Origin of the sequence: Streptococcus sp. 959, from assembly GCF_013277075.1 — a bacterium.
In the GTDB taxonomy this organism is placed as follows: domain Bacteria; phylum Bacillota; class Bacilli; order Lactobacillales; family Streptococcaceae; genus Streptococcus; species Streptococcus pseudopneumoniae_C.
Map to the genome: position 1 here is coordinate 1 of NZ_VMMF01000020.1, position 25208 is coordinate 25208.

19 protein-coding genes and 1 pseudogene are annotated in these 25208 nt (G+C 41.1%); 2 read left to right on the top strand and 18 right to left on the bottom strand.

Annotated features, from left to right (window positions below; genetic code table 11):
* The 9 genes from HT717_RS07270 to HT717_RS07310 all read right to left on the bottom strand — a co-directional run.
* Positions 1-1436 (bottom strand): YSIRK-type signal peptide-containing protein (locus tag HT717_RS07270; protein WP_240149509.1); only part of this gene is annotated, 1436 nt, incomplete at its 3' end.
* A 461-nt stretch (positions 1437-1897) separates the two neighbouring features.
* Positions 1898-3094 (bottom strand): CAP domain-containing protein, encoded by a 1197-nt coding sequence (locus HT717_RS07275; protein ID WP_173304850.1) that lies wholly within the window; start codon positions 3092-3094, stop codon positions 1898-1900.
* 136 nt (positions 3095-3230) lie between these two features.
* On the bottom strand, positions 3231-4268 hold the full coding sequence (locus HT717_RS07280; protein ID WP_173304852.1) for an aldose epimerase family protein: 1038 nt from the start codon (positions 4266-4268) through the stop codon (positions 3231-3233).
* 221 nt (positions 4269-4489) lie between these two features.
* On the bottom strand, positions 4490-5656 hold the full coding sequence (locus HT717_RS07285; RefSeq protein ID WP_173304854.1) for an SIS domain-containing protein: 1167 nt from the start codon (positions 5654-5656) through the stop codon (positions 4490-4492).
* Positions 5657-5908: 252 nt separating this feature from the next.
* Complete coding sequence (locus HT717_RS07290) at positions 5909-6313, bottom strand: PTS sugar transporter subunit IIA (RefSeq protein WP_173304856.1); 405 nt, start codon at positions 6311-6313, stop codon at positions 5909-5911.
* A gap of 5 nt (positions 6314-6318) precedes the next feature.
* Positions 6319-7143, bottom strand: a complete 825-nt coding sequence (locus tag HT717_RS07295) for a PTS system mannose/fructose/sorbose family transporter subunit IID (RefSeq protein WP_033687920.1) — start codon at positions 7141-7143, stop codon at positions 6319-6321.
* Complete coding sequence (locus HT717_RS07300; RefSeq protein ID WP_000617016.1) at positions 7130-8035, bottom strand: PTS mannose/fructose/sorbose/N-acetylgalactosamine transporter subunit IIC; 906 nt, start codon at positions 8033-8035, stop codon at positions 7130-7132. Before HT717_RS07300 ends, HT717_RS07295 begins: the two co-directional genes overlap by 14 nt.
* Positions 8036-8061: 26 nt before the next feature.
* Positions 8062-8538, bottom strand: a complete 477-nt coding sequence (locus HT717_RS07305) for a PTS system mannose/fructose/N-acetylgalactosamine-transporter subunit IIB (protein WP_000156971.1) — start codon at positions 8536-8538, stop codon at positions 8062-8064.
* Positions 8535-10322, bottom strand: a complete 1788-nt coding sequence (locus HT717_RS07310; RefSeq protein WP_173304858.1) for a beta-galactosidase — start codon at positions 10320-10322, stop codon at positions 8535-8537. Before HT717_RS07310 ends, HT717_RS07305 begins: the two co-directional genes overlap by 4 nt.
* A 319-nt stretch (positions 10323-10641) precedes the next feature.
* On the opposite strand from HT717_RS07310, the gene HT717_RS07315 reads away from it, so the two are divergent.
* On the top strand, positions 10642-11358 hold the full coding sequence (locus tag HT717_RS07315) for a GntR family transcriptional regulator (RefSeq protein ID WP_001007190.1): 717 nt from the start codon (positions 10642-10644) through the stop codon (positions 11356-11358).
* A 299-nt stretch (positions 11359-11657) separates the two neighbouring features.
* Entirely contained in the window at positions 11658-15650 is a 3993-nt protein-coding gene (strH, locus tag HT717_RS07320; protein ID WP_173304860.1) for an LPXTG-anchored beta-N-acetylhexosaminidase StrH, read from the top strand.
* A gap of 56 nt (positions 15651-15706) precedes the next feature.
* On the opposite strand, the gene purB is transcribed toward strH, so the two are convergent.
* From purB to purH, 9 genes and pseudogenes are all read right to left on the bottom strand, one after another.
* Entirely contained in the window at positions 15707-17005 is a 1299-nt protein-coding gene (gene purB / locus HT717_RS07325; RefSeq protein ID WP_173304862.1) for an adenylosuccinate lyase, read from the bottom strand.
* Between the two features lie 367 nt (positions 17006-17372).
* Positions 17373-18074: a hypothetical protein gene (locus HT717_RS07330; protein WP_173304864.1), complete on the bottom strand. Its 702-nt coding sequence runs from the start codon at positions 18072-18074 to the stop codon at positions 17373-17375.
* Positions 18074-19270, bottom strand: a complete 1197-nt coding sequence (locus tag HT717_RS07335; RefSeq protein ID WP_173304866.1) for an AAA family ATPase — start codon at positions 19268-19270, stop codon at positions 18074-18076. The genes HT717_RS07330 and HT717_RS07335 overlap by 1 nt, the downstream gene beginning before the upstream one ends.
* Positions 19271-19326: 56 nt before the next feature.
* A pseudogene (locus HT717_RS07340) lies at positions 19327-19555 on the bottom strand (phosphoribosylaminoimidazole carboxylase).
* 8 nt (positions 19556-19563) lie between these two features.
* Positions 19564-20514 (bottom strand): 2-dehydropantoate 2-reductase N-terminal domain-containing protein, encoded by a 951-nt coding sequence (locus tag HT717_RS07345; protein WP_173304870.1) that lies wholly within the window; start codon positions 20512-20514, stop codon positions 19564-19566.
* On the bottom strand, positions 20515-21606 hold the full coding sequence (gene purK / locus HT717_RS07350) for a 5-(carboxyamino)imidazole ribonucleotide synthase (RefSeq protein ID WP_240149510.1): 1092 nt from the start codon (positions 21604-21606) through the stop codon (positions 20515-20517).
* Complete coding sequence (purE, locus tag HT717_RS07355; RefSeq protein WP_173304874.1) at positions 21593-22084, bottom strand: 5-(carboxyamino)imidazole ribonucleotide mutase; 492 nt, start codon at positions 22082-22084, stop codon at positions 21593-21595. The genes purK and purE overlap by 14 nt, the downstream gene beginning before the upstream one ends.
* Positions 22085-22274: 190 nt before the next feature.
* Complete coding sequence (gene purD, locus HT717_RS07360; RefSeq protein ID WP_173304876.1) at positions 22275-23537, bottom strand: phosphoribosylamine--glycine ligase; 1263 nt, start codon at positions 23535-23537, stop codon at positions 22275-22277.
* 121 nt (positions 23538-23658) lie between these two features.
* Complete coding sequence (gene purH / locus HT717_RS07365) at positions 23659-25206, bottom strand: bifunctional phosphoribosylaminoimidazolecarboxamide formyltransferase/IMP cyclohydrolase (protein WP_049539041.1); 1548 nt, start codon at positions 25204-25206, stop codon at positions 23659-23661.
* Positions 25207-25208: the final 2 nt, after the last annotated feature.

Genomic DNA, 25208 nt, shown 5'->3' on the forward strand with positions numbered 1-25208 from the left:
CCCGGTTCTTGCGTGCCTTTTGTCGCTACTGGGTCAGTGTACTCTGGCAACTCCGGTTGCACTGCCTCTTCACCTTCGTGACCGGGCTCTTGTGTGCCTTTTTTCTCTTCTGAAACTTTATACTCTGGCAACTCCGGTTGCACTGCCGCTTCACCTTCGTGACCGGGCTCTTGTGTGCCTTTTTTCTCTTCTGAAACTTTATACTCTGGTAACTCCGGTTGCACTACCGCTTCGCCTTCATGACCTAGTTCTTGCGTACCTTTAGTTTCGAGTGGTTTAGTATACTCTGGTGTTTCTTCGCGGACTGTCGCTTCACCTTCGTGACCGGGCTCTTGCGTGCCTTTCGTTGNNGGAGATTCTTCGCGGACTACTGCTACGCCCTCATGACCTGACTCTTGCGTGCCTTTTGTCGCTACCGGCTTAGTGTATTCTGGAGTCTCTTCTCGGACTGCGGCTTCGCCCTCATGACCTGGTTCTTGCGTGCCTTTGGCTTCCAATGGAAGTTTATATTCTGGTCGATCGTTTGTCATCGCCAATACTTCCTCTTCCGCACTCTGCACCGTTGTAGCAGACACAGGATTTTCTTGTTCTGGCAATGTTGGTCGAACTACAGATTCTCCTTTGTAACCCGGATTCTGCTCAACTTGACTTGCGAGTGAATCATTAGAAGATAGATTTTCTGCTGCTATCGAAGATTTTTCTGAAAGTCTATCATCCCCTGATGCTTCACCTTGTAAACTAAGCTTCCCCTGCCCTTTGTTCCATTCTAAATCAGCTGAATGAACTACATCCGATGTTTTTGTAGAGTCTGGTTGATTATCTTTTTGAGCAGAGTATTTCCCATCGACTGTCCTTGAAATCCCTGCATTATCCTGTTTCTTAGTCTTGATATAACCAATGTATTGATAACCTTCGATTTTCAGAGGCTCTGGCAAATGTTCCCCGACTCCGATAGCAAATTGACTATTATAGGCAGATAAAATTTGGCTGGTCAATCCAAAAGCACTGGCCGGCAACAATTGAACTCCCATGCTAGTTAACAGCAGAAAATGAACAAGTCGTTTCTTCCCATTTTCCCTTTTAGAAACCAATAAAACTAACAAGCTCAAGCCTGCAGTAAAAAGGAAAGTACCAACAGTTGGGTTAAAACCTGTATTCGGTAAAAACTGCTGAGGTCTATAAACCAAGTAATAAGTATCATCTGATTCTTCAGCCAGTTGTGGAAGGGCCTCTACCAGCAAGGATTTTTCCTCGTCTGTCAATTCACCCTCAGTCATATACTTATAATGAATTGGACTTTCCATATGATCGGCTGATACCGATTGAATCCCTTGACTCATCAAAAAGAAACTAGCTACAGTAACTGATACCAATCCCACTGACAACTTTCTCATCGAGAAACTCTGGCGTTTCTCACCAATATTTTTTCGGCTCATATTAACCTCACTTTTCTATACTCTTTATATCAACCTGTATTTTGTAGCATAAAAGTATAAACACAAGAATAATATAGTATTGAATTTTCTGAGTACTTTTCAATAATTGCTTATCATTATACAATAAATCGATAGAAATTTCTATTGAAATATACTTAAAAATATACTGCAATTTTATAGAAGAATACAGTGAACTGCAACAATAGAAAACGGAAACAAAATCTAGACAAATAAGTGAGGAGTTTCAAACTAATTACAGTATTTTTTAATTAGATTACCGATTATACTCTTAATATACTATAAAATATTAGCTCATAATAGAAAAGTCTGAAATTGAAGCGACAAAGAATCCAATCTTTATAAACCAAAAGAGGTCAATGTTCGTCATCAACCTCTTTCTTATCGTTTACTCTTTTTGCTAAGTAAGATGAATACTTTACCTATGACTTGCTATTTTCAGCCTAGTTCACCCATTCACCATTACCATTTACACGGTAACCATCTGGTGTTGTTGTGCTGACTGCTAGAGCTCCTGAACCATATGCATAGTACCAGTGCTTGCCTACTTTAAACCAACCTGTCTTCATGACACCTGATTGATCAAGATAATACCAAGTACCATTTTCCTTGTACCAGCCTGTCTTCATAGCTCCTGAGCCATCAAAGTAGAACCATCTACTACCATCTGTTCCCCAGCCTGTAAACATCGCGCCTGAACTATCAAGGAAATACCATGCACCATCAACTTCTACAAATCCAGTCTGCATGACACCTAAATCATTCAAGTAGTACCATTTGCCACCCGTTTTCACCCAGCCTGTCTTCACATCACCAGATTCATAAAAATACCATTTCCCATTAGATTGTACCCAGCCAGACTGACTAGATGTAGATGTTCTAAAATCTTTCAACGATTTTTCTACAACTGTAGCTTTACTTTTAACGGTTGAAAGGTTTGAGGCAGTCACTTCTGTATACTGAATAGCAGAACCATATCCACCAGCCAATTCCTCTGAAGAAGCATCATCACCTAAAGCTAAAGAAATCGTCGCTACTTGCTGAGAGCTAGCTGCGTTTTTAAAGGCTGCGAGACCCACATAGGTAAATTTAGAATTGATCAACACCTCATAATAACCTGTAAATTCTTTAGAGGTCCCACCCTTCTTTTTCGCTACATAATTCGCCTTCTCAGCATGCCAGTTTTCAATTGCTTTTAGAAAACCTTCATAGTTCACATCTAAAGCTTCTCCTCTTATACTATTACTAGATGGAAAAGCAGTCCAGATTTCTTTTGTAGAAAGACGCTCAGGTTTTAAAGCTACTGACACCTCAGTAGCTCGTACAAAAGCAGTTTTCTCAAGATCAGTAGACCATTTAATAGGGACATACTTATCTACCAAACCTTCATCAGCTGCTTCCTTACGAATCTTATTAATCACGTCCAAAATAGATTGTTTATTTGGAGTTAAAAATTCTCCCTTGATTCCAACCAAAACGTTACCACTAGAAGGTTTTAGCACCTCTGAGGTCAATACATTTTCATTTTTACCATTAATAGATTGTGTTGCCACCAATCTGTCATTCGCAAAAACATCAGTTGTCAAAACTGCTCCTGCCAAGGTCAAAGCCAAGGCACTAGCAAATACAATTTTCTTCATCTTTTTCTCCTTTTATCCTTTAGATAGGACAGGTATTTTCGATATTAAATTATATCATATTTTCCTATTCTTTGCCCGTTTCTACCAATGTCATGAGGTAAATAAAACTCACCCCGAAAAGTAGAATCTTCATCCTTTATTTCACAACAAGCTCATAACGTGTCTTACTAGTGAAGGTTTGACCGGCTTTAAGAATGACTTGGTCTTTGAGGTCACTGTGAATGGCATCTGGTAAAGCTTGCGCTTCAAGAGCAATCCCATTGTGCTGTAGCATTGGCTGACCTCCTATGATGACACTTTCATCCACAAAGTTTGCTGTGTAGACTACAAAGCAAGGAGCTTCTGTCTTGAAAAGTAGGAAGCGACCTGAATTTTGGTCATAAAGGAATCCAGCATTGTCATGACCTGCAGGGAGGGCAAATGGATGATCCAAACCAGATACCAGCTGGATTTGCTCATCTTCCTCTGTAAAGATATCCTTCAACAAGGCACCATTGTAGATGTGTTTAATCACATCACGATTGGCGTCTGGAGTTTTGGCAGGAACACCGTCGGGAGCGATTGGGTAAATGCCCTCTGTATTTAGTTGGAAGACATGACGGTCAATTGTCTGCGTGAAATCACCAGACAAGTTGAAATAGCTGTGGTTGGTTGGATTGACCAGCGTATCCTGATCAGTTGTTACTTTATAGCTGATTTCGTAGGCACCAGTTTCTTCTAAGTGGTAATCGATCCAGATCTTGAGGTTACCAGGGAACCCTCCTGTCCCATCTGTGCGCTCTGTATAGAGGGTCAAGCCATGATCGCTCACTTCAACTAGTTCAAACAAGCTTGAATCCCAACCTGTTGAGCCACTGTGGTTACAGTTGCTAGCATTGTTGACTTCAAGGTCATAGGTCTGGCCATTGAGTTCAAAGGTCGCACCTGCAATACGTCCTGCTACAGGACCTACGCTAGCCCCATGTTTAGGACTATTGCCTACATAGCTATCAAAGTCATCAAATCCCAAGATAACGTTGGCAAAATTTCCAGCCTTGTCAGGTGTAACATAGCGCAAGATGGTCGCACCATAAGTCATGACCTCAAGCTGATAACCTGCCTCAGTCTCAAAGCGATAGGCCAAGACATCCTTGCCCTCAACATTTCCAAATACACGCTCTGTGTATGCTTTCATTCTGTTCTCCTTTTACTATTTCTCTCAAGCAAACAAACCATAGAAAGCCTACTGACAATCTATGGTTTATCTGATGATTTATACTCTTCGAAAATCAAATTCAAACCACGTCAGCTTCGCCTTGCCGTACTCAAGTACAGCCTGCGGCTAGCTTCCTAGTTTGCTCTTTGATTTTCATTGAGTATTACAAATTCTCTTGTCAAGAATTCATAAACATTTCCTTACTTTTGATATTCGTGGATAATCACACCTTGTACCACACGGTTTACTGTTCCTGTAGGAGACGGTGTATCTGGTTTATTTTCTACCTTAAGTGAAGTCAATAGGGCAAAGAGTTGGGCATAAACGATGTAAGGGAAGACACGGTAAATATCATTCAAGACACCGCCACAGCCAAGGGCCACTTCTTTGACATTTTCAAGACCAAAGGCTTGATCACTCAAAAGCACAACACGACGAGCAATCTGGTCACCAGCAACTTCACGAACCAAATCCAAGTCGTACTTGCGAGTGTAGTCTGTTGTTGTACCAAAGACCAAAACAACTGTATCTTCGTTGATAAGAGATTTTGGACCGTGACGGAATCCGACTGGGCTTTCATACATAGTCGCAACTTGACCAGCAGTCAGTTCCAAAATTTTGAGCTGAGCTTCATGAGCAAGTCCAAAGAAAGGACCAGCGCCTAGATAAATGACACGGTTAAAGTCTAGGTCAACAAGTTCTTTGACATCTTCTGCATTTTCTAGAATTTTACGGGCAAGACTAGATACAACTTCAAAACGTTCAGCTTTAACAGCAAATTCTGTAGGATCAAAGACCAAGAGAGCTGTCAACATCATAGACGTAAAGCTAGAAGTCATAGCAAATCCAGCGTCATTAGAAGCAGCTGGTTGCAAAAGCAAGAGATTGCGGTCATCTCCATGAGCTTGAAGAGCCAACTCACCGTCCGCTGCACAAGTAATAGTCACCTGATAAAGCTCATCCACCAAGGCTTTGGCCAAATCAACAGTCGCCACACTTTCAGGTGAGTTCCCACTACGAGCAAAAGACACAAGTACAGTTGCCACATCTTTTTTCAAATAAGTTTCTGGATTGGCAACGATATCTGTGGTCGCAATAGCATTGAAATTCCATTTGCGTTCGTCATAGACTTCCTTAAAGTAAGGTAGCAAGGTGTCTCCCACATAAGCAGAAGTCCCCGCACCTGTCAAGATAACCTTGATATAATCATGTTTATCAGCAATCCCTTGTAGAAAGGCTGCAATTTCTTCACGTTGTTCTTGATAAGATTCAAAAGCTTCTTTCCATACATCAGGCTGTTGGTAGATTTCACGTGTAGTGATTTCTGCACCCAATTCGAGCAAGTCTTCTTTTGTATAATGTAGCATTGAGTTCCTCTTTTTCTATTAAATATGGGAATGGGAGTAAGCCCCATTCCCATGTATATTCTATATAAAATGCTCTAACGATTTTCACGTTGTCACATCGTATACTCAATGAAAATCAAAGAGCAAACTAGGAAACTAGCCGCAGGTTGCTCAAAGCACTGCTTTGAGGTTGCAGATAGAACTGACGAAGTCAGTAACACATACCTACGGCAAGGCTATACTAGCCTGGTTTAAAGAGATTTTCGAAGAGTATTATTCATCTTCGTCATCATCGAAGCTCGCTAACAGGTCATTAACTTTCACAATGCTTTCTGCAGCACGGTTCTTATAGTCCGCATCTGCACCTGTAAGGCTCGCATTGATAAATTCAATCACCATTGGCAGATTCATCCCTGCGTAGAGTTCAATGTCGCGACCTTCCATAATCAAACGACTGACCACGTTACATGGTGTTCCACCGAGAAGATCCGCAAAGACTAGGAAATCATCCAATCCTTCAATAGCAGCTTCAAATTTTGCAGTAAATTCTTCTGGGCCATCTTCTGGAAGAAGAGCTACTGTATGAATATTGTCTTGTGGACCCATAATCATTTCAGTGCTGCCTTTAAGCTCCTCACAGAAGCGACCATGGCTGACCAAAATTAATGATTTTACCATAAAACTTATTTAGGTCCCATTCCAAATGCAAAGTGACCAAGGGCAGAAAGACCTACTGCAAGAACGATAATGATACCGATAGCTTTAGTAGAGGTCATACCTTTCTTACCAAGCAACCAGAAGATAAAGGCAGTAAAGATTGCTGGAAGCAAACGTGGGAAGATTTGGTTCAAGATGTCTTGGAAATCAATCATCTTTTCACCGATTGGCAATTTATAAGAAATTTCAAAGTTGATCATTGTGGCTACAAGAGCACCCATCATGAAGACACCAAGTACAGATGCAGCGTCAATCAAAGCTGTCAATGTACTTTGCATGTTGTTGATAAGGTTAACCCCTTCTTTGTAGGCAAATTCTAACTGTTTCCAACGGAAGATGTCATACACTACTGCAACTGCAATCCAAAGGAAGATACCCCAAGGTTGGCCAGCGATAGCCATAGTTGCTGCGATAGATCCCATGATAGCAGGTACAAGCGAACCAAAGATTGTATCTCCAAGAGGAGCAAATGGTCCCATCAAACCTGTCTTGATACCGTTAACGGCATCTTTTGAACCTACACCATCTTTTTCTTCCATGGCAAGGTCAAAACCAGCGATAATGGTATGGAAGAATGGTGAAGTATTGAAGAATTGAGTATGAACTTTCATCATTTCTTTCAATTCAGGAGTTCCATCCCCATACATTTTACGCAATTGAGGCAAGATCATGTACAGGTAACCAGAAGCTTGCATACGTTCGTAGTTCCAACCTAATTGGAAAGTAAACAAGCTACGTTTATTGATTTGATTAAAATCTTCTTTTGTAAGTTTGTAATTAGAATTCGTCATCTTCGATTTCCCCACTTTCTGATGGTGTAGAAGGTGCTGCTACAGCTACTTTTTGGCTATTTTTGAAGTGAAGCACTGCAAGGAAGATACCTACGATAGAAATACCAATCATAGACAATCCTTTGAAGTTGTTCACGAAACCAATTTTTTCAGCAACATCTTTCGGTAGAGTGCCTACGATACCAGCAACAGCGCCACCAAGACCTGTTACATATGAGTAAAGAACAGTCAACATAGCTGTCAAACCGAATCCCATAGCAAGGTAGTGAAGGTTACGTTTAACTGGAAGATAACGAAGCAAGATTGCAAATCCAAGACCTGGAAGCATACGTCCTGCGAGTGTCAAGCCATCTGCAACCCATTGGTATTTTGTAACGAAGTCTACTACGTGTTGTACAAATTCACCACCAAAAGCAAGGGCAAAGAAGACTGGAAGGGCACGAGATAAAGCCCAAGGAATCGCACCAAGTAGGTAGTTGCGTTCAATACCTTTATAGTCAAAGCGTTCGATTGCAGCATCCACACGGTGAGCGAAGAAAGTAGTTGTCATACGACCAAGAACGTCGAAGTATGTCAAGAGAGCTGCTACTGGCACAGCGATTGTTGTAATTGCAAGTGCTGTATCAATTCCTTGTGAAACAGAGAAGGCTGTCGCAAGAACCGCACCAGAAGTTGCGTCGATACGAGAAGCACCACCGAAGGTACCAACCCCAAGAACGAACAGTTGCAAGTTACCACCGATAAGCAGACCAGTAGTCACATCTCCCATGATTAAACCAGTAATGAAACCAGCAAATACAGGGGAACCTGCAGATGAAACGATCGTCAACTCATCACAGATTTGATAAGCTGAGTACAAAGTGAGAAGTAAAATTTGCCACCATTGTATCATAACAATGACCTCCTAAAAATTTTTTCCTATTTTAATAAGCTCAAAAAGTCTGAAACTGGATCATTTGGAACCATTTGAGCAGTAAGTTTAACACCTTTTTCTGCCAGTTTGTGGAAATCTTCCACATCCTTGTCCACTACGTTGATAGAACGTGTGATGGCGCGAGTTTCTGGTGTTTGAGACATATTCCCAACATTAAGGGTTTCAAGTGGTACACCTGCTTCTACCAAACCAAGGAAACGGTCTGGTTTACGAGCAACGATAAAGAGACGTTGGCTATCGTATTTACCAGCAAGAATATTGGCTGCCGCTTTTTCAATTGGCAAAATACTCAATTTCACACCTGGTGGTGTCGCTAGTTTCAAACCACTCTTTTCAACGTCGTTGTTGACAACTTCGTCGTCCACAACCATAATACGTGAAACATTTAGTTTTCCAGCCCATAGATTGGCTACTTGTCCGTGGATCAAACGTCCATCGATACGGCATCCTACAATTGTCATAAGTTTTCCCCCTTTATATGTTTTAGTGTAGGTTTACGAGTTAAATAAATTTCTTCTTTATATTCACCTTCTGTTTCAAAGATAATGATGCGGTTGGCACCTTCCTTGAGATAGCTATGCGGAATATAAAGCGAGAGTGTTGGGCCAACGTTCCAAAAACGTCCTAGATGCTGCCCATTGACAAAGGCAACCCCCTTACCAAACTCAGACAAGTCTAGGTAAGTATCTTTCGGCTCCTCGACTGTAAAGTCATAAGCGTAAAAGGCTGGTTGTCCTTCTGTCCATCCTTTTGAAAAATCAATTTTCTCAGGATTATCCAGTGGTAGTGGATAGTGTTTCCAGTTTAGTAAGAAGTGTAAATCCTTGCAGACACCTGTTCGGATTCCTTTACGCTGCGTATCAGCTAAGAACTTGTGACCATAGTTGACACGCCCCATATTTTCTATCAAGATATCCAATCTAGACAGCGCTTTCTTTTTACCTTGATAAAAAATATCTTCCCCAATCTCTGTCTGATATTGGGTTTCAATCCACTGACCATCGACATAAAGCTGGGCCCTATCTCGACCATCAATGATACGAAGTCTTTCTTCTTCTGCATCCCAACTTGCCTCAGTGCGATAGAGAAGATAGCCATAACTTTGTCCTAGCTCCTCCATCTTTTGAGGATAGAGACTTTCTACTGGACTAGACAAGCTATCTAAGGTTTCAAACAAGGAAACTTTTTCAGCAAGTGGAATAGCGTCCACTTTCATGCTTTCCTTATAGAGTGGTTCCAACTGCGGATACTCTGGGAAATGTGTCGCCATCATCTTCTTGACTGCCAGATATTTAGCAGTTGGATTTCCTTCTTCATCCAGAAGGGCATCGTAATCATAAGATGTAACTTGTGGCAGATCCAAAGTTCCTCGAGCCGAGCAACCATTCATGAAGCCAAAGTTTGTACCGCCATGGAACATGTAGAGATTGATGGAACCTTGCTCCAAAACTTCTCGAACTGCATCTGCCAATTCTTTTGGATCCCGTGTGATAATCGGTTCTTTCCAACGATTGAACCAGCCATCCCAGAACTCCATACACATGAGTGGCCATTTCTTGCCATATTCATCAAAGAAATCCTGCATCTGTGAAAAGTTGTAAGGGGCCTTAGAGCCAAAGTTGCCTGTTACAAAGAGGTCATCTTCGATTAAGGTTCCCGCTTTCAGAGTAGCTCTCCAAGGACCATCTGACGTAAAGAGGGGACAGGTTACGCCACGCTCTTCCATCAACTGTCGAATCGCTCTCAGATAAGCCTTATCCTCTCCGTAAGAACCATACTCATTTTCAACCTGCATCATGAGGATATTCCCACCATTGTCCAATAAATGTGGAACCAATCGTGACAAGAGTTGGTCATAATAGCGACCCACAGCTCCAATATAGGCTGGGTCAGATGAGCGGATTCTCATATCTTTGGTTAAGAGCCAAGCCGGTAAACCACCGAATTCCCATTCCGCACAGATAAAGGGAGACGGACGAACGATAGCATAGAGACCCAAATCTTGTGCTATCTGTAGAAATCGCTCCAAATCCAGAGCTCCTTCAAAGTGAAACTCACTCTCACGAGGCTCATGTAAATTCCAAGCTACATAAGTCTCTACCGTATTAAAACCAAGGGCTTTCAAGTTATAGAGCGAATGATACCAATCTTCTGGAGGAATCCTAAAATAATGAATGGCGCCGGACAAAATCTTGAACGATTCCCCATCTAAATAGAAATCGTCCCTAATCTCAAATCGTGTCATTTTACTACCTTCTGACAATTAAAAATTTCGCTTTCATTTGTTGATATATTGAATATAACTCAATATACCACATTTGTCAATAGCTTTTCACAATTTTTTTCATTTTTCACCAACTTTTACACAAAAAACTTATAAAAATCTTGTAATCTATAATCATAACAACATTTTAGTACCATGTATAAAAATGTATGTTTTTCTATTTATTCCTATGTAAATTAACCTTATAGCCTATTATTCTAATTTTTTTATTCAAAAGACTACCATTCTTTCCAGTTTTATGGTAAAATCTTTAACGGAGAAGGAAAATCGAGGTGAAATTATGGCAATTCCAAAGTATCAATATATAAAAGATGAATTAAAGAACAAAATCATCTCTGGGCAATTTGCAAGTGGAGATAAATTTTACACTGAAGCTGAATTGATTGCAATGTATGATGTTAGTTCTATCACAGTTGTCCGTGCCTTAAACGACCTTGCCAAAGATGGTTATATTGTCCGCCAACAAGGAAAGGGTACATTCGTTTCACGCGCACGCAAACACAAACTCGTAGAGTTTTCAGATGTAGAAGTTTTTGAAACTAAAGATGATAAGGTGACCGTCCTTTCTATTGAACGCGGAAATAAACTAAACTACTTGGAAAAACTTGGATTACGTGGTGATCAGTTCTACTACAAGATTGAACGTGTCCGCGAAACAAATGGTGTCGCATACATCTACCACACATCATATATCCCAGAACAATACATCAACGCAAATTATCCAAATCTTGAATATTATAGTTCTATCTATAACCGTTTCAAATCAGATTACCACATTCACATGAATGATGAACATTTTGAAGAAATCAATGAAATAGCATTTCCAACTCCAGAACATGCGGCTTCGGTCCTCGGAGTCGATGAGCAATTCCCAACCGTTTTACAAACCAAGACTACTAAGCTAGAGTCTACTGGTCAAGTTCTCGCTTACAGCGAAACTTATAAACGAGCGGATTATTACAAAATCAAATTCATTTCATGTGACCGTGATCACTAAGAAGAAAGCCTGAGCACCGCTTAGGCTTTTTCTATACATATTATACCACAATAAAAAGAAAGCGCTTACTTTTTGTATGACCTTCTATATTTTGTAGAATATTTTATAGAAATAAGATCGAATTACACTACCTATAGATATGTTAATAAATAGAATTGTATGCTTAATTTTTATTAGTTTTTATACTTATTATAGTTTTAAAGTAATCCTACTTGACTCCTGTTAACGTAACAAATAAAATAAAATTGTTGAATTGTGTAAACGTTATCAATATTAAAATGCAATCAGGAGGTTTTGCAATGAAACATGAAAAACAACAGCGTTTTTCCATTCGTAAATATGCTGTAGGAGCAGCTTCTGTTCTAATTGGATTTGCTTTCCAAGCACAAGCTGTTGCAGCCGATGGAATAACTCCGACTACGGAAAACCAACCATCCATCCATACGGTTTCCGATTCCCCTCAAGCATCCGAAAATCGGACAGAGGAAACACCTAAAACCGAGCTTCAACCAGAAGCCCCAAAAACTGTAGAAGCAGAAACTCCATCTACTGATAAGGTAGCTAGTCTTTCAAAAACAGAAGAAAAATCACAAGAGGAAGAAGGCTTTACTCCTAGTGATAAAGAAAAAGTGCTAACTTCTGCTACTGCTGAAAAAGAAATTTCTGATAAAAAGTCAGAGGAAGTTACTCCTAAAAAGGAAGAGCTAGAAGAGGCTGATTCCAAAGAGTCTAACATAGTTAAGACTGATAAGTCAGAAGTTGACAAAAATGATAAAAAAGATAAAACGAAAGCAGAGGCTGATAAACCAACAACAGAGGCAGGAAAGGAACGCGCTACAACTCAAAATGAAAAATTAGCTAAACGAAAAATTGTTTCAATTGACGCTGGACGTAAATATTTCTCACCTGAGCAGCTCAAAGAAATTATCGATAAGGCCAAAGAATATGGTTATACAGACCTCCATCTCTTAGTAGGTAACGATGGACTCCGTTTCATGTTGGATGATATGTCTATGAAAGTGGGCGATAAAACCTACTCAAGTGATGATGTCAAACGTGCTATTGAACATGGAACAAACTCTTATTACAATGATCCAAATGGTAACCATCTCACTGAAAGTCAGATGACAGATTTGATCAATTATGCCAAAGACAAAGGTATTGGAGTGATTCCAACTGTCAATAGTCCTGGACATATGGATGCCATTCTCAATGCCATGAAAGAACTGGGTATTGAAAATCCTAACTTCGATTATTTTGGTAAAAAATCTGAACGAACTGTTGACTTAAATAATAAACAAGCAGTCGATTTTACTAAAACTCTGATTGACAAATACGCTAACTACTTCTCTAATAAGTCTGAAATCTTCAATATTGGACTAGATGAATATGCTAATGATGCAACAAATGCTAAAGGTTGGAGCGTGCTTCAAGCGGATAAATATTATCCAAATGAAGGTTACCCTGAAAAAGGATATGAGAAATTCATCTCTTACGCCAATGACATTGCTCGTATTGTAAAATCACACGGTCTTAAACCAATGGCCTTTAACGATGGTATCTACTACAATAGCGATACAAGCTTTGGTAGTTTTGACAAAGACATCATCGTTTCCATGTGGACTGGTGGTTGGGGTGGCTACGATGTTGCTTCTTCTAAACTACTGGCTGAAAAGGGCCACCAAATCCTTAATACCAACGATGCTTGGTACTACGTCCTCGGACGAAATGCTGACGGCCAAGGTTGGTACAATCTCGATCAGGGGCTCAATGGTATTAAAAATACACCAATCACGTCTGTTCCAAAAACAGAAGGAGCTGATGTTCCATTCATCGGTGGTATGGTAGCCGCTTGGGCTGATACACCATCTGCACGTTATTCCCCATCTCGCCTCTTCAAACTCATGCGTCATTTTGCAAATGCCAACGCTGAATACTTCGCAGCAGACTACCAGTCTGCTGAACAAGCACTGAAAGAAATTCCAGCAGATCTCAAGCGCTACACAACAGAAAGCGTTACTGCTGTCAAAGAAGCTGAAAAAGCCATCCGTTCCCTCGATAGCAACCTCAGCCGTGCTCAACAAGACACGATTGATCAAGCGATCGCAAAACTTCAAGAAGCTATTAGTCAGCTAATCTTCACCCCAGAAGCTCAAAAAGAAGAAGATGCTAAACGCGAACTTGAAAAACTTAATAAGAATAAAGTCATTTCCATCGATGCAGGTCGCAAATACTTCTCTCTAGATCAACTCAAACGCATCGTAGATAAGGCTAGCGAACTCGGCTACTCTGATGCCCATCTCCTTCTAGGAAATGATGGTCTTCGTTTCCTACTCGATGATATGACCATTACTGCCAACGGAAAAACCTATGCTAGTGATGACGTTAAAAAAGCTATTATCGAAGGAACGAAAGCTTACTACGACGATCCAAACGGTACTGCGTTGACACAGGCAGAAGTGACAGAGCTTGTTCAATACGCTAAGGAAAAAGGTATTGGTCTGATTCCAGCTATCAATAGTCCTGGACATATGGATGCCATGCTGGTTGCCATGGAAAAACTTGGCATCAAGAATCCTCAAGCCAACTTTGATAAAGTTTCAAAAACAACCATGGACCTTGAAAATCAAGAAGCCCTTAACTTTACCAAAGCCCTTATCGGTAAATACATGGATTACTTTGCTGATAAATCAAAGATTTTCAACTATGGTACTGACGAATACGCTAACGATGCGACCAACGCCCAAGGTTGGTACTACCTCAAATGGTATGGACTCTATAACAAGTTCGCAGATTATTCTAACAGCCTAGCTGCTATGGCCAAGGAAAGAGGGCTTCAACCAATGGCCTTCAACGATGGCTTCTACTATGAGGACAAGGACGATGTTCAGTTTGACAAAGATGTCTTGATTTCTTACTGGTCTAAAGGCTGGTGGGGCTACAATCTTGCATCACCTCAATACCTCGCAAGCAAGGGCTATAAGTTCTTGAATACAAATGGGGATTGGTACTACATTCTCGGTCAAAAACCAGAAGATGGTGGTGGTTTCCTCAGAAAAGCTATTGAGAATACTGGAAAAACACCATTCAATCAACTTGCTTCTACCAAATATCCTGAAGTAGACCTTCCAACAGTTGGTAGTATGCTTTCAATCTGGGCAGATAGACCAAGTGCTGAGTACAAGGAAGAGGAAATCTTTGAACTCATGACTGCCTTTGCAAACCACAACAAAGACTACTTCCGAGCTAATTACAATGCTCTCCGTGAATTATTAGCTAAAATTCCTACAAACTTAGACGGATACAGCGCAGAAAGCCTAGCAGCCCTTAAGGCAGCAAAAGATGGACTGAACCTTAACCTCAACCGCAGCAAACAAGCTGAACTAGACGCACTAGTAGGTAAGCTCAAGGCTGCTCTTCAAGGCCTCAAACCAGCTGCAACGCATTCAGGAAGCCTAGATGAAAATGAACTAGCTGCTAACGTTGAAAACCGACCAGAACTTCTTGTGAAGACAGAAGAAATCCCGTTTGAAGTTATCAAGAAAGACAATCCAAATCTCCCAGCTGGACAAGAAAAAGTTGTCAAAGCTGGAGTTCTAGGTGAACGTACTTCTTACATCTCTGTTCTTACAGAAAATGGGAAATCAACAGAAACCGTTCTTGATAGCCAGGTAACCAAAGAAGCTGTGAACCAAGTTGTCGAAGTTGGTGCTCCTGTAACCCACAAGGGGGATGAAAGTGGTCTTGCACCAACTAGTGATGCAAAACCTAGACTAGATGTCCAAGAGGAAGAAATTCCATTTACAACCATCACTCGTGAAACTGATCAATTGCCTAAAGGACAATCCCGTGTCGTAACAGAAGGTGTAAACGGTCGTATAAGTCATTTCTATTCTGTAACTACGGCTGCAGACGGAACTGAAGTTAGAACATTGGTTACCAGTGTCGTAGCGCAGGAAGCTGTTACACAAGTAGTCGAAGTCGGAACTCTGGTAACACATGTAGGCGATGAAAACGGACAAGCAGCTGTCAAAGAAGAAAAACCAGCACAAGAAATCCCAAGTGTGCCAACTCCTGCGGCAGAAGAAAAATCAGTACTAGAGATTCCAGGCGAATCGGCTCCAACAACTGTTCCTGCTGAGGAAAACAAAGCTCTTCCTCAAGGTCCAGCTCCTGTGGCAACAGAGAAAAAACTTCCTGAAACAGGAAGTCACCATTCTGCAGGACTAGTAGTCGCAGGACTCATGACCACACTAGCAGCCTACGGACTCACTAAAAGAAAAGAAGACTAAGTCTTTTGGATAAAAAATAAACAGCGAGATTGTGAACCTCGCTGTTTATTTTTTAATTAATCACCAAGTCCAAGACGTTCAAAGATATCATCCACTCGTTTGGTGTAGTAAAGAGGGTTGAAGATCTCGTCGATTTCCTCTTGAATCAGGCGTGATGTCACCTCTGGATCTGCCTCAAGAAGTGGTTTAAAGTCTACTTGGTTATCCCAAGATTGAGCTGTCTTTGGTTGTACAAGGTCGTAAGCTTGCTCACGCGTCATGCCTTTTTCAATCAAAGCAAGCATGGCACGTTGGCTGAAGATCAAACCAAATGTAGAGTTCATGTTGCGGACCATATTTTCTGGGAAGACCGTCAAGTTCTTGACGATATTTCCAAAACGGTTGAGCATATAGTCAATCAAAATGGTTGTATCTGGTGTGATGATACGCTCAGCTGATGAGTGGGAAATATCACGTTCGTGCCAGAGAGCGACGTTCTCATAGGCTGTAATCATGTGACCACGGATAACACGCGCAAGACCTGTCATGTTCTCAGAACCGATAGGGTTGCGTTTGTGAGGCATTGCTGAAGACCCTTTTTGCCCTTTAGCAAAGAATTCTTCTACTTCGCGTTGTTCTGATTTTTGCAAACCACGAATTTCTGTTGCCATACGTTCGATTGAAGTAGCGATGCTAGCAAGAACTGCAAAGTACTCAGCGTGAAGGTCACGAGGAAGGACCTGTGTAGAGATTTCTTGAGCACGAATACCCAATTTGTCGCAGACATATTTTTCAACGAATGGTGGGATGTTGGCAAAGTTTCCAACCGCACCAGAAATCTTACCAGCTTCTACACCAGCAGCCGCATGCTCGAAACGCTCGATGTTACGCTTCATTTCGCTGTACCAAGTCGCCAATTTAAGACCAAAAGTTGTAGGTTCCGCATGCACACCGTGGGTACGCCCCATCATGATGGTGAACTTGTGCTCCTTAGCCTTATCAGCGATGATATTAGTGAAGTTTTCAAGGTCACGACGGATGATGTCGTTGGCCTGCTTGTAGAGGTAGCCATAAGCAGTATCCACCACGTCGGTAGAAGTCAACCCATAGTGGACCCACTTGCGCTCTTCGCCAAGTGTTTCAGAAACCGCACGCGTGAAAGCCACCACATCGTGGCGAGTTTCCTGCTCGATTTCCAAAATACGGTCGATGTCAAAGTCCGCCTTCTCGCGAATCAAAGCAACATCTTCCTTAGGGATTTCCCCCAACTCAGCCCATGCCTCGTCAGCCAAGATTTCTACCTCAAGCCAAGCACGGTATTTATTTTCTTCACTCCAAATATTCGCCATCTCCGGGCGAGAGTAACGGTTGATCATTGTTTATGATACCAAGGACGACCAGAAAGCGACTGAAGTTTAGGAACCCAACGCAGGATGTTTACGTCCAAGGCGGGTTATCTAAATTCAAAGCTTTCCATCAAGGTTCAAATTAGTAGATCCTGGTGTCCTTTCCTTTCTAGTTTTCATTTTTCTATTTTCAATTTTAAGGAAGTCCGTAGCCCGTATTTAGTTTTAAAGGATACGGAGTCCTTGTTCATTTCTGTTGTGTTTATTTTTATTCTATCAAAGATTGGAAGTTTAGGTTCAACTTTTATAGAATACATCTTCTAAGTAAAATCTAATCATTTGCAGAAGAGATGCTGTAATCTATGTTTAAAACCTCAATTTCGTCCTATCTTTTATTTTAGTTCTTTATCGAACAATCAATAGAAATAAAGTTTTGATACTCCTTACTATTTAGAATATACTTAATTGATTTATTGTCAAAATATTTATGTAAGTCGGTAATATATTTTATTTTAATATTGTGTTTCATCTTTAAATATTTGCTAGTACTATCAACAACTACTTTTAAATTCTTATATTTTATTAAAGAATCTAATTCTTGAATTTTATCTTCAACATACTCAATTCTATCTGGATTATTATATTGTCTACATAGTATAATATAATAATCTCGATTATCTAGTTCTTTTGGAAAATACTGTACCTTCAAATCATGACTTCGTAAATTTTCTATACCAATTTTAGGGTCGCCACTTTTATTTTTTAATTCTTCGACTATTATCTTAAAATCTGGAATTCGTTCTAGTGCAATATTTTCAATTGAATAATAATCTATTTTTACTATATTCTTAAACCCATTTTCTCCTAATCGATAATCACCATCTATAATACCAATTGTGTTGTTAGTAGCTGCTTCTTCAACTTTTTTTATAATATCAACGCAATTTCCTCCATCTTGTACATCATAAGAGTATAATTCTTTAATTTGTTGATAAAAAAATTTATTATTTCCTTCTACTAAACAAATCGGCCTATAACTTATCTCAGCACTAATCTCATCGTATATCTCTAATGCTTCTTCTAATTCTTCCTCTAACATTATCTTTCTATCTTTACCACCTTATTTTCTTCGCTATAAGCTTTAAAATCTTTATATATATATGGCGCATGAGTAGCTATTATAACTTTTTTATCACCAACAACATCAAATATATCTCCGATTATTCGCTTCTGGAACGACAAAGATAAAGAAACCTCCGGTTCATCTATTAAATAAATATCAGCATCAGTAAAAATTAGTTTTAAAAACAAAAATATTACATTGCGTTCACCAGATGAAAATTTTGAAATACGAAGTTCATTATCCGACTTATAAAAATGAAATTCCCCTTTTTTATCTAATACAATTTTTAAATCAAAATACCTTTTTATCACACTGTTAAAGTGCTCAACGTTGGTATCTAACTTATTAATCTTATTAATAATTTCTAACTCCTGACCATTTTTGTCCCAGATAGAACTAAAAATATCTAATTGTAAATCATGAATCTGTTTTCTAATTTCTGTGAAAAAAAATTCAAAATCTATCTCATTTATTGAAATAAACATCGAAGACCAAGTAGCTAGTTCTCTCCTCAACCTTCTTTTCTTAGCTTTTAGATGTCGTGGATCGCTATAGTACTCTAAATCATCAAAACTGTGAACATAATTATTGACAATTTGAGAAATAAATCTTTCATATTCTTTAAGCTCCAAACCTACTTTAGTAACAGTAATTAAGGATTCATCTTGTAATTCACTGACAGATATCTTACTCATATCTCGAATCCATCTTCTAATTAAATTTGGACGGAAATTATTAGGAAAATCACTTTTCTCAAAATATTCAAGCGCTAATCTGGTCTGTCGTATGTCAGAATTAGAAAAATTATCCAAAACAAATCCAGAGGAAAGAAACTCTGACTTTAATTCAACATACGATCTAAAGATATCACTATATTGTTTAAAATAATCAATAAAATTTTCATTTTCCTTATTTATTATCTTATCTTTGACCTGAAATATCTCATCATACCCAATATTATTGATTTTAAAATTTTTTATATTCAAATCTTTTAGTATATTCCTCAATTTTACATCAGAATTAACCTTAGACAACTCAATAATTGAATTAATAGTTTTTAATACTCGAGTTTTACCAGTTCCATTCTCACCAAACAATACAACGTTATCTCCTAATGGTAACTCAATAGTCGACAACGTATCTTCAAAATCTATAAGCAATTTTTGTGTCATAAGATCTCCTGTTAAAAATAAATTTTAAATCCATATCTAATTATTTTATTGAATATTCACTCAAACTCTTCTTTCCCAATCCACACAGGTGGATAATGATTGAGTTTATTCAAATCTGTATCTAGCGGTAGATCATAGATAGCTAAATAGTTCTCAGGGTATTGTGCAACTAGCTCTTCATACTTAGCTTTCATTTTTTCGTGATCGCTACTAGCCATACAAGACTTCGACGACTGCTCCGGTCTTCTCTTTTTCAACAAATGCGTTGACAATGAGTTGAATCATAAAACCTCCTAAATCGAAAGACCCTTCATATTTGCTTCCAGAATGGGCATCTTCACACCTAACTCCTGACCTGTCTGATAAACACTTTGACAACAGTAGAAGATGTCCTGCTTATCATTGTGCAAGGTCATAATTTTTCGGGTCAGCTCATTTTTTGCAAACATGACTTTCATGGCTTTGCCTGCTATCCATGCGGGAATTTTGTATGGCAAGAGTTCAGCTTTGTAAAGCTTCAAATTCACTCCACGCGCTTCTACGACTTTCAAAGCCTCTCGAATGGCCTTGATAGCCAATGATAATTCCGAAGAACTATTCATCAAGTTCAGAGCCAGCTGTTCTGGATTTTCCAAATTCCCCGAACGCGCAGCTGTCGAAGTGACACCTGCATTAATCGCCATGTGAATCCAAATCCACTCGACCATATCATGAGGCACTTCCCACTTCAAATCTGCAGAAGTCAGTAAAGTCGTCAGATCACCATAGTTAGAAATGTGTGCTTTTTGCTTACCTTCTAGCATTAAATGATCAAACAAGACACCATCCAAATGGTCCTCTTGCATGTGACCGCCAGCTGTCGGAAAAGCCAGAATATAGTCGTAATCTCCTGCCCACTCTTGGACCTCTTTTCGAGTATCCCAGAAATTGCAGAAGAAAACGAGAGTACCTTTGATATTATTTTTTCGCAAGGTCTCCACAGCTTCTTTGACAAAACCGTGACGCACACTAAGAAAAATAAAATCATATTCCGAATCAACTTCTGCCACACGAACCTCATAGGTGTCGTGCTTATTTTCACCCTTGGAATGATAGCGACCATCTAGCAGATCAACTGACAACTCCTTCGGAGCAGTGCTTTTCCTACTATCTCTCAGTACGTGTTCCACCTGATGGCCTGCTTTTTGAAAGGCGTAGGCATAGGTGGTCCCGATGACTCCAAGTCCTAGAATCGCTATTTTCACTTAAAAATCAATCCCTTTCCCAAACTCCTCTGCTTCATCCGGCACATCACTAAACAAAGTCACATGTCCCATCTTGCGGTCGTGCTTTGCTTCTATTTTACCATACATGTGGAGGTGGGCGCTTGGATTTTCTGTGACATATTTTTCAGCGACCTCGACATGCTGACCGAGGACATTAAGCATAACAGCAGGCTCATGTAGTTTGATGGCTGGCAATGGTGCTCCCAGAACACCCAAGATATGGGTATCAAACTGCGAGAAGTCACAGGCTTCAATCGAGTAGTGTCCAGAGTTGTGTGGGCGTGGCGCAATTTCGTTGACAATAATGTCATCAGCAGTCGCAAACATTTCCACGCAAAGAGTTCCAGACAACTTGAGCTGTTCTGCGATTCGCACTGCCATTGCTTTAGCCTTGTCTGCTAGACTTTCTGAAATGCGGGCTGGCACGATGGTTTTAGATAAGATGTTGTTTCGGTGTATATTTTCCTGAACTGGGAAGACTGTCACGTCCTTGCCATTTCCTGACACAATGACAGAAATTTCAAGGTCGAAATTGACGAATTCTTCTAAAACGCAATCTGCTGAATCCGCTAGTGCATAAGCTTCTTCTAAATCTGCTTCTGAGCGAATGACCTTTTGTCCATGGCCATCGTAGCCACCCGTCGCAGTCTTGAGGACATAGTTTTTCGATAGGTCAATATCTTCCAAGTCTTGGCTTGAGGTCACGACCTTGTAAGGTGCCACAGTGACTTGTGCCTTGCTTGAGAGAAAATCCTTTTCAAAAATGCGATTTTGGGAAATACGGAGCAGGTCGGTTCCTTGAGGGAGCTGACATTCTTTGATAACCGCATCCAAACCGTCAGCATCGACATTTTCAAACTCATAGGTGAGGACATCGCAACGCTCAGCCAACTGACTCAGAGCATCCACGTCATTATAAGGAGCCACGATGATCTCCGCCACGCGAGAGGCTGGGCAATCCGCCGCAGGATCCAGAGCGATAACCTTGTGACCCATGTAGATAGCAGAAATGGCCATCATCTGACCCAGTTGACCACCACCGATAATTCCGATTGTTTTAGATGAGCTCATTTGTAGACTCCTCTGCGATTTTTCCTTGCTCCTCTGCAAAATCTGCCAATGCTGTCGCGATAGACTGATTCTCTACTGATAGAAGACGAAGGGCAAAGAGGGCAGCGTTGGTCGCACCTGCTTCACCGATAGCCATAGTTGCGACAGGCACTCCACCTGGCATCTGGACGATAGAGTAGAGCGAGTCCACACCACTAAGGGCACGCGATTTTACGGGCACACCAATGACTGGAAGGGTTGTTTTAGCTGCGACCATACCTGGCAAATGAGCTGCGCCACCTGCACCTGCGATGATGACCTTGATACCACGGCTACGGGCTTCTTCTGCATGCTTGAACATAATGTCTGGCGTGCGGTGGGCAGAGACAACCTTCTTTTCATAGGCTACACCGAAGCGGTCTAGAACTTCTGCTGTTTTTTGCATGGTTGCCCAGTCGGATTTGGAGCCCATGATGATGGAAATAATTGGTTTAGTCATAATTTTCCTTTTTTCTTCTTTTTTGATAATGGTCTTAGGTGGTGGGGACGGAAGCAAACCTTCGGTTTCATTCCTAAACTTTGAGCCTAGGGTCTCAAAGTTTCCCCCGACCAGAACAAAAATTGTTCTGGTCTTTTCACCACGGCGACCATTATCGGGTTTGGCGACTGCGTCGCCTTTTCTTATATCTTTATTTAATTGCCTTGCTTCCGATATCTGTTCGGTAAAAGAGGCCTTCTGTTTTTTGTTGGGCGAGTTCTTGGTAGATGGTTTCTTGGGCTTCTTTGACGGTATCTGCTGTGGTTACGAGCATATAGACACGGCCACCGTTGGATAGCAGTGCTCTGCTATTTTCCGAAAACTTAGCCCCTGCATAGTAGGTGATGATGTCGCCATCGGTTTTAGCTGGCAACTTGACACCTTTTTCATAATCTAGCGGGTACCCATTGGATGCGACAACTACACCCAGAGTCACACCCTTGTCCGTCCATGTGATGTTTGGCTCCTTGCCATCGAGGATATCCGTAATATTTTGTGCAAAATCAGATGTTAAACGAGGCAAGATAATCTGAGTTTCTGGATCTCCGAAACGAGCATTGAACTCGATGACTTTCGGTCCATCAGCTGTCAAGATAAGACCCGCGTAAAGGACACCAAGATAAGGGCGACCTTCTTTAATCATCCCTTCAAGGACTGGCTTGACAATAGTCTCCACTGCCGTATCAACTACACTCTGTGGCAAGTGAGGAACTGGCGCATAGGTACCCATCCCACCAGTGTTAGGACCCTTGTCGCCATCATAAGCACGTTTGTGGTCCTGAGCTGTTGGCATGATGTAGAACTTATCCCCATTGACAAAGGTAAAGAGAGAGAACTCTTCCCCGTCAAGGAATTCCTCGATGACCACACGCGCACCTGAATCACCGAATTTATTATCCAAAAGCATCTCATGAGCAGCTTCAACGGCTTGCTCTACTGTCTCCGCAACAACGACACCTTTCCCAAGGGCCAAGCCATCCGCCTTGACGACGATTGGAGCGCCTTTCTCCTCGATGTAGACCTTGGCTTCCTCGAAATCTGAAAATGTGCCATAGGCTGCTGTCGGAACGTTGTATTTGACCATGATTTCCTTGGCAAAATCCTTGGACCACTCCAGCTCAGCCGCAGCCTTTGTAGGACCAAAGGCTTTGAGTCCTGCTGCATTGAAATCATCAACAATACCTGCCGCAAGGGCATCATCTGGGCCAATAAAGGTCCAATCGATATCGTTGGCTTTTGCGAAATCAATTAGCTTAGAATGTTCGGAAATAGAGATTTTTACCAAATCTAGTCCATCTAAGGTCATCCCATCATTACCAGGCGCCACGAAAACTTGCTCAACGTCCTTAGACTCCAACAACTTTTTGGCAATCGCGTGCTCACGACCACCTGAGCCAACAACTAACAGTTTCATCTCTCAACCTCTTTTGCGAATTATTTACTAATATTATATCATAAACGTTCGTTTTAATCTTGTTTCGTTAAGCTTTTTTAAGCAAAAAAGGAAAGAAACTGTTTTCTTCCCTTTCGTTTTCTTAATGTCTAAAATGTCTAACGCCTGTGAAGACCATAGTCAAGCCGTATTTATCAGCAGCTTCAATTGACTCTTGGTCACGGACTGATCCACCCGGTTGGATGATGGCCTTAATACCTGCTTTGGCGATTTCTTCCACGTTATCCGCAAATGGGAAGAAGGCATCTGAAGCAAGAACAGCGCCGTCAAGACGGTCTTTAGCTTGGTCAATGGCGATACGGACTGAAGCAACACGGTTAGTTTGACCAGGGCCAACACCAAGTGTCATGTGATCGTTGGTCACGATGATACCGTTGGATTTGACATACTTGATGGCTTTCCAAGCAAACTCAAGAGCAGTCGCTTCTGTCTCAGTTGGCTGGCGTTTGGTCACCACTTGCCAGTCAGCTGAGCTTTCTTTCACCACATCTTGATTTTGCACGAGAAGTCCACCGACCACACCAGTATATTCAGCTTCCACTTCACTCGCTTCTTGAGCGTCAAATGGCAAGGCAAGGATACGCAAGTTTTTCTTTTTATTGGTCAAAATAGCTAGCGCCTCATCCGTATAGCTTGGTGCAATGATGATTTCGAGGAAAACACCATGCATCTTCTCAGCTGTCGCAGCATCCACCTTACGGTTAAGAACGACAATTCCACCAAAGATAGACACTGGATCAGACTCATAAGCGTAGTCCCAAGCAGTCTCAATGTCATCAGCCTGACCGATACCGCATGGATTCATGTGTTTGAGAGCCACAACGGTTGGACGGTCTTTGAAGTCACGGATGATACGGATAGCAGCATCAGCGTCACGAATATTGTTGAATGACAATTCCTTACCGTTAAGCTGTTTAGCTGAAGCAATGGAGTAATCAGTCGGCAATGCTTTTTGGTAGAAGTCCGCGTCTTGTTGAGGGTTCTCACCGTAACGCATGGCTTGCTTGAGGTCATAAGTCAAGGTCAACTTTTCAGGCTTGCTTTCACCCACTTGAGCTGTGAAGTATTCTGCAATCAAGGCATCATAAGCCGCTGTGTGACGAAATACTTTGGCTGCCAAACGTTGGCGAGTTTCATAAGAGGTTTCGCCGTTTGATGCCAATTCGTCCAAAACCACTGTATAGTCGGCAGGGTCTACCACAACCGTCACGCTGGCATGATTTTTTGCTGCTGAACGAAGCATAGATGGCCCACCGATGTCAATGTTTTCAACTGCATCAGCGTAAGTCACGTCTGGTTTGAGGATGGTTTCCTTAAATGGGTAAAGGTTGACCACTACAAGGTCGATGAGCTCGATTTGATTGTCTTTGGCCGCTTCCAGGTGACTATCCAAGTCACGACGAGCGAGGAGCCCACCGTGGATATTTGGATGAAGGGTCTTAACACGACCATCCATCATCTCTGGGAAGCCCGTCACATCATCGATCGCAATGGTCTCCACCCCAGTATTGTCAAGGACAACCTTGGTCCCACCCGTCGAGATAATCTCCCAACCAAGTTTTTTAAGTTCTTGGGCAAATTCAACAATGCCCGCTTTATCTGAGACTGAAATAAGTGCTCGTTTAGTCATTT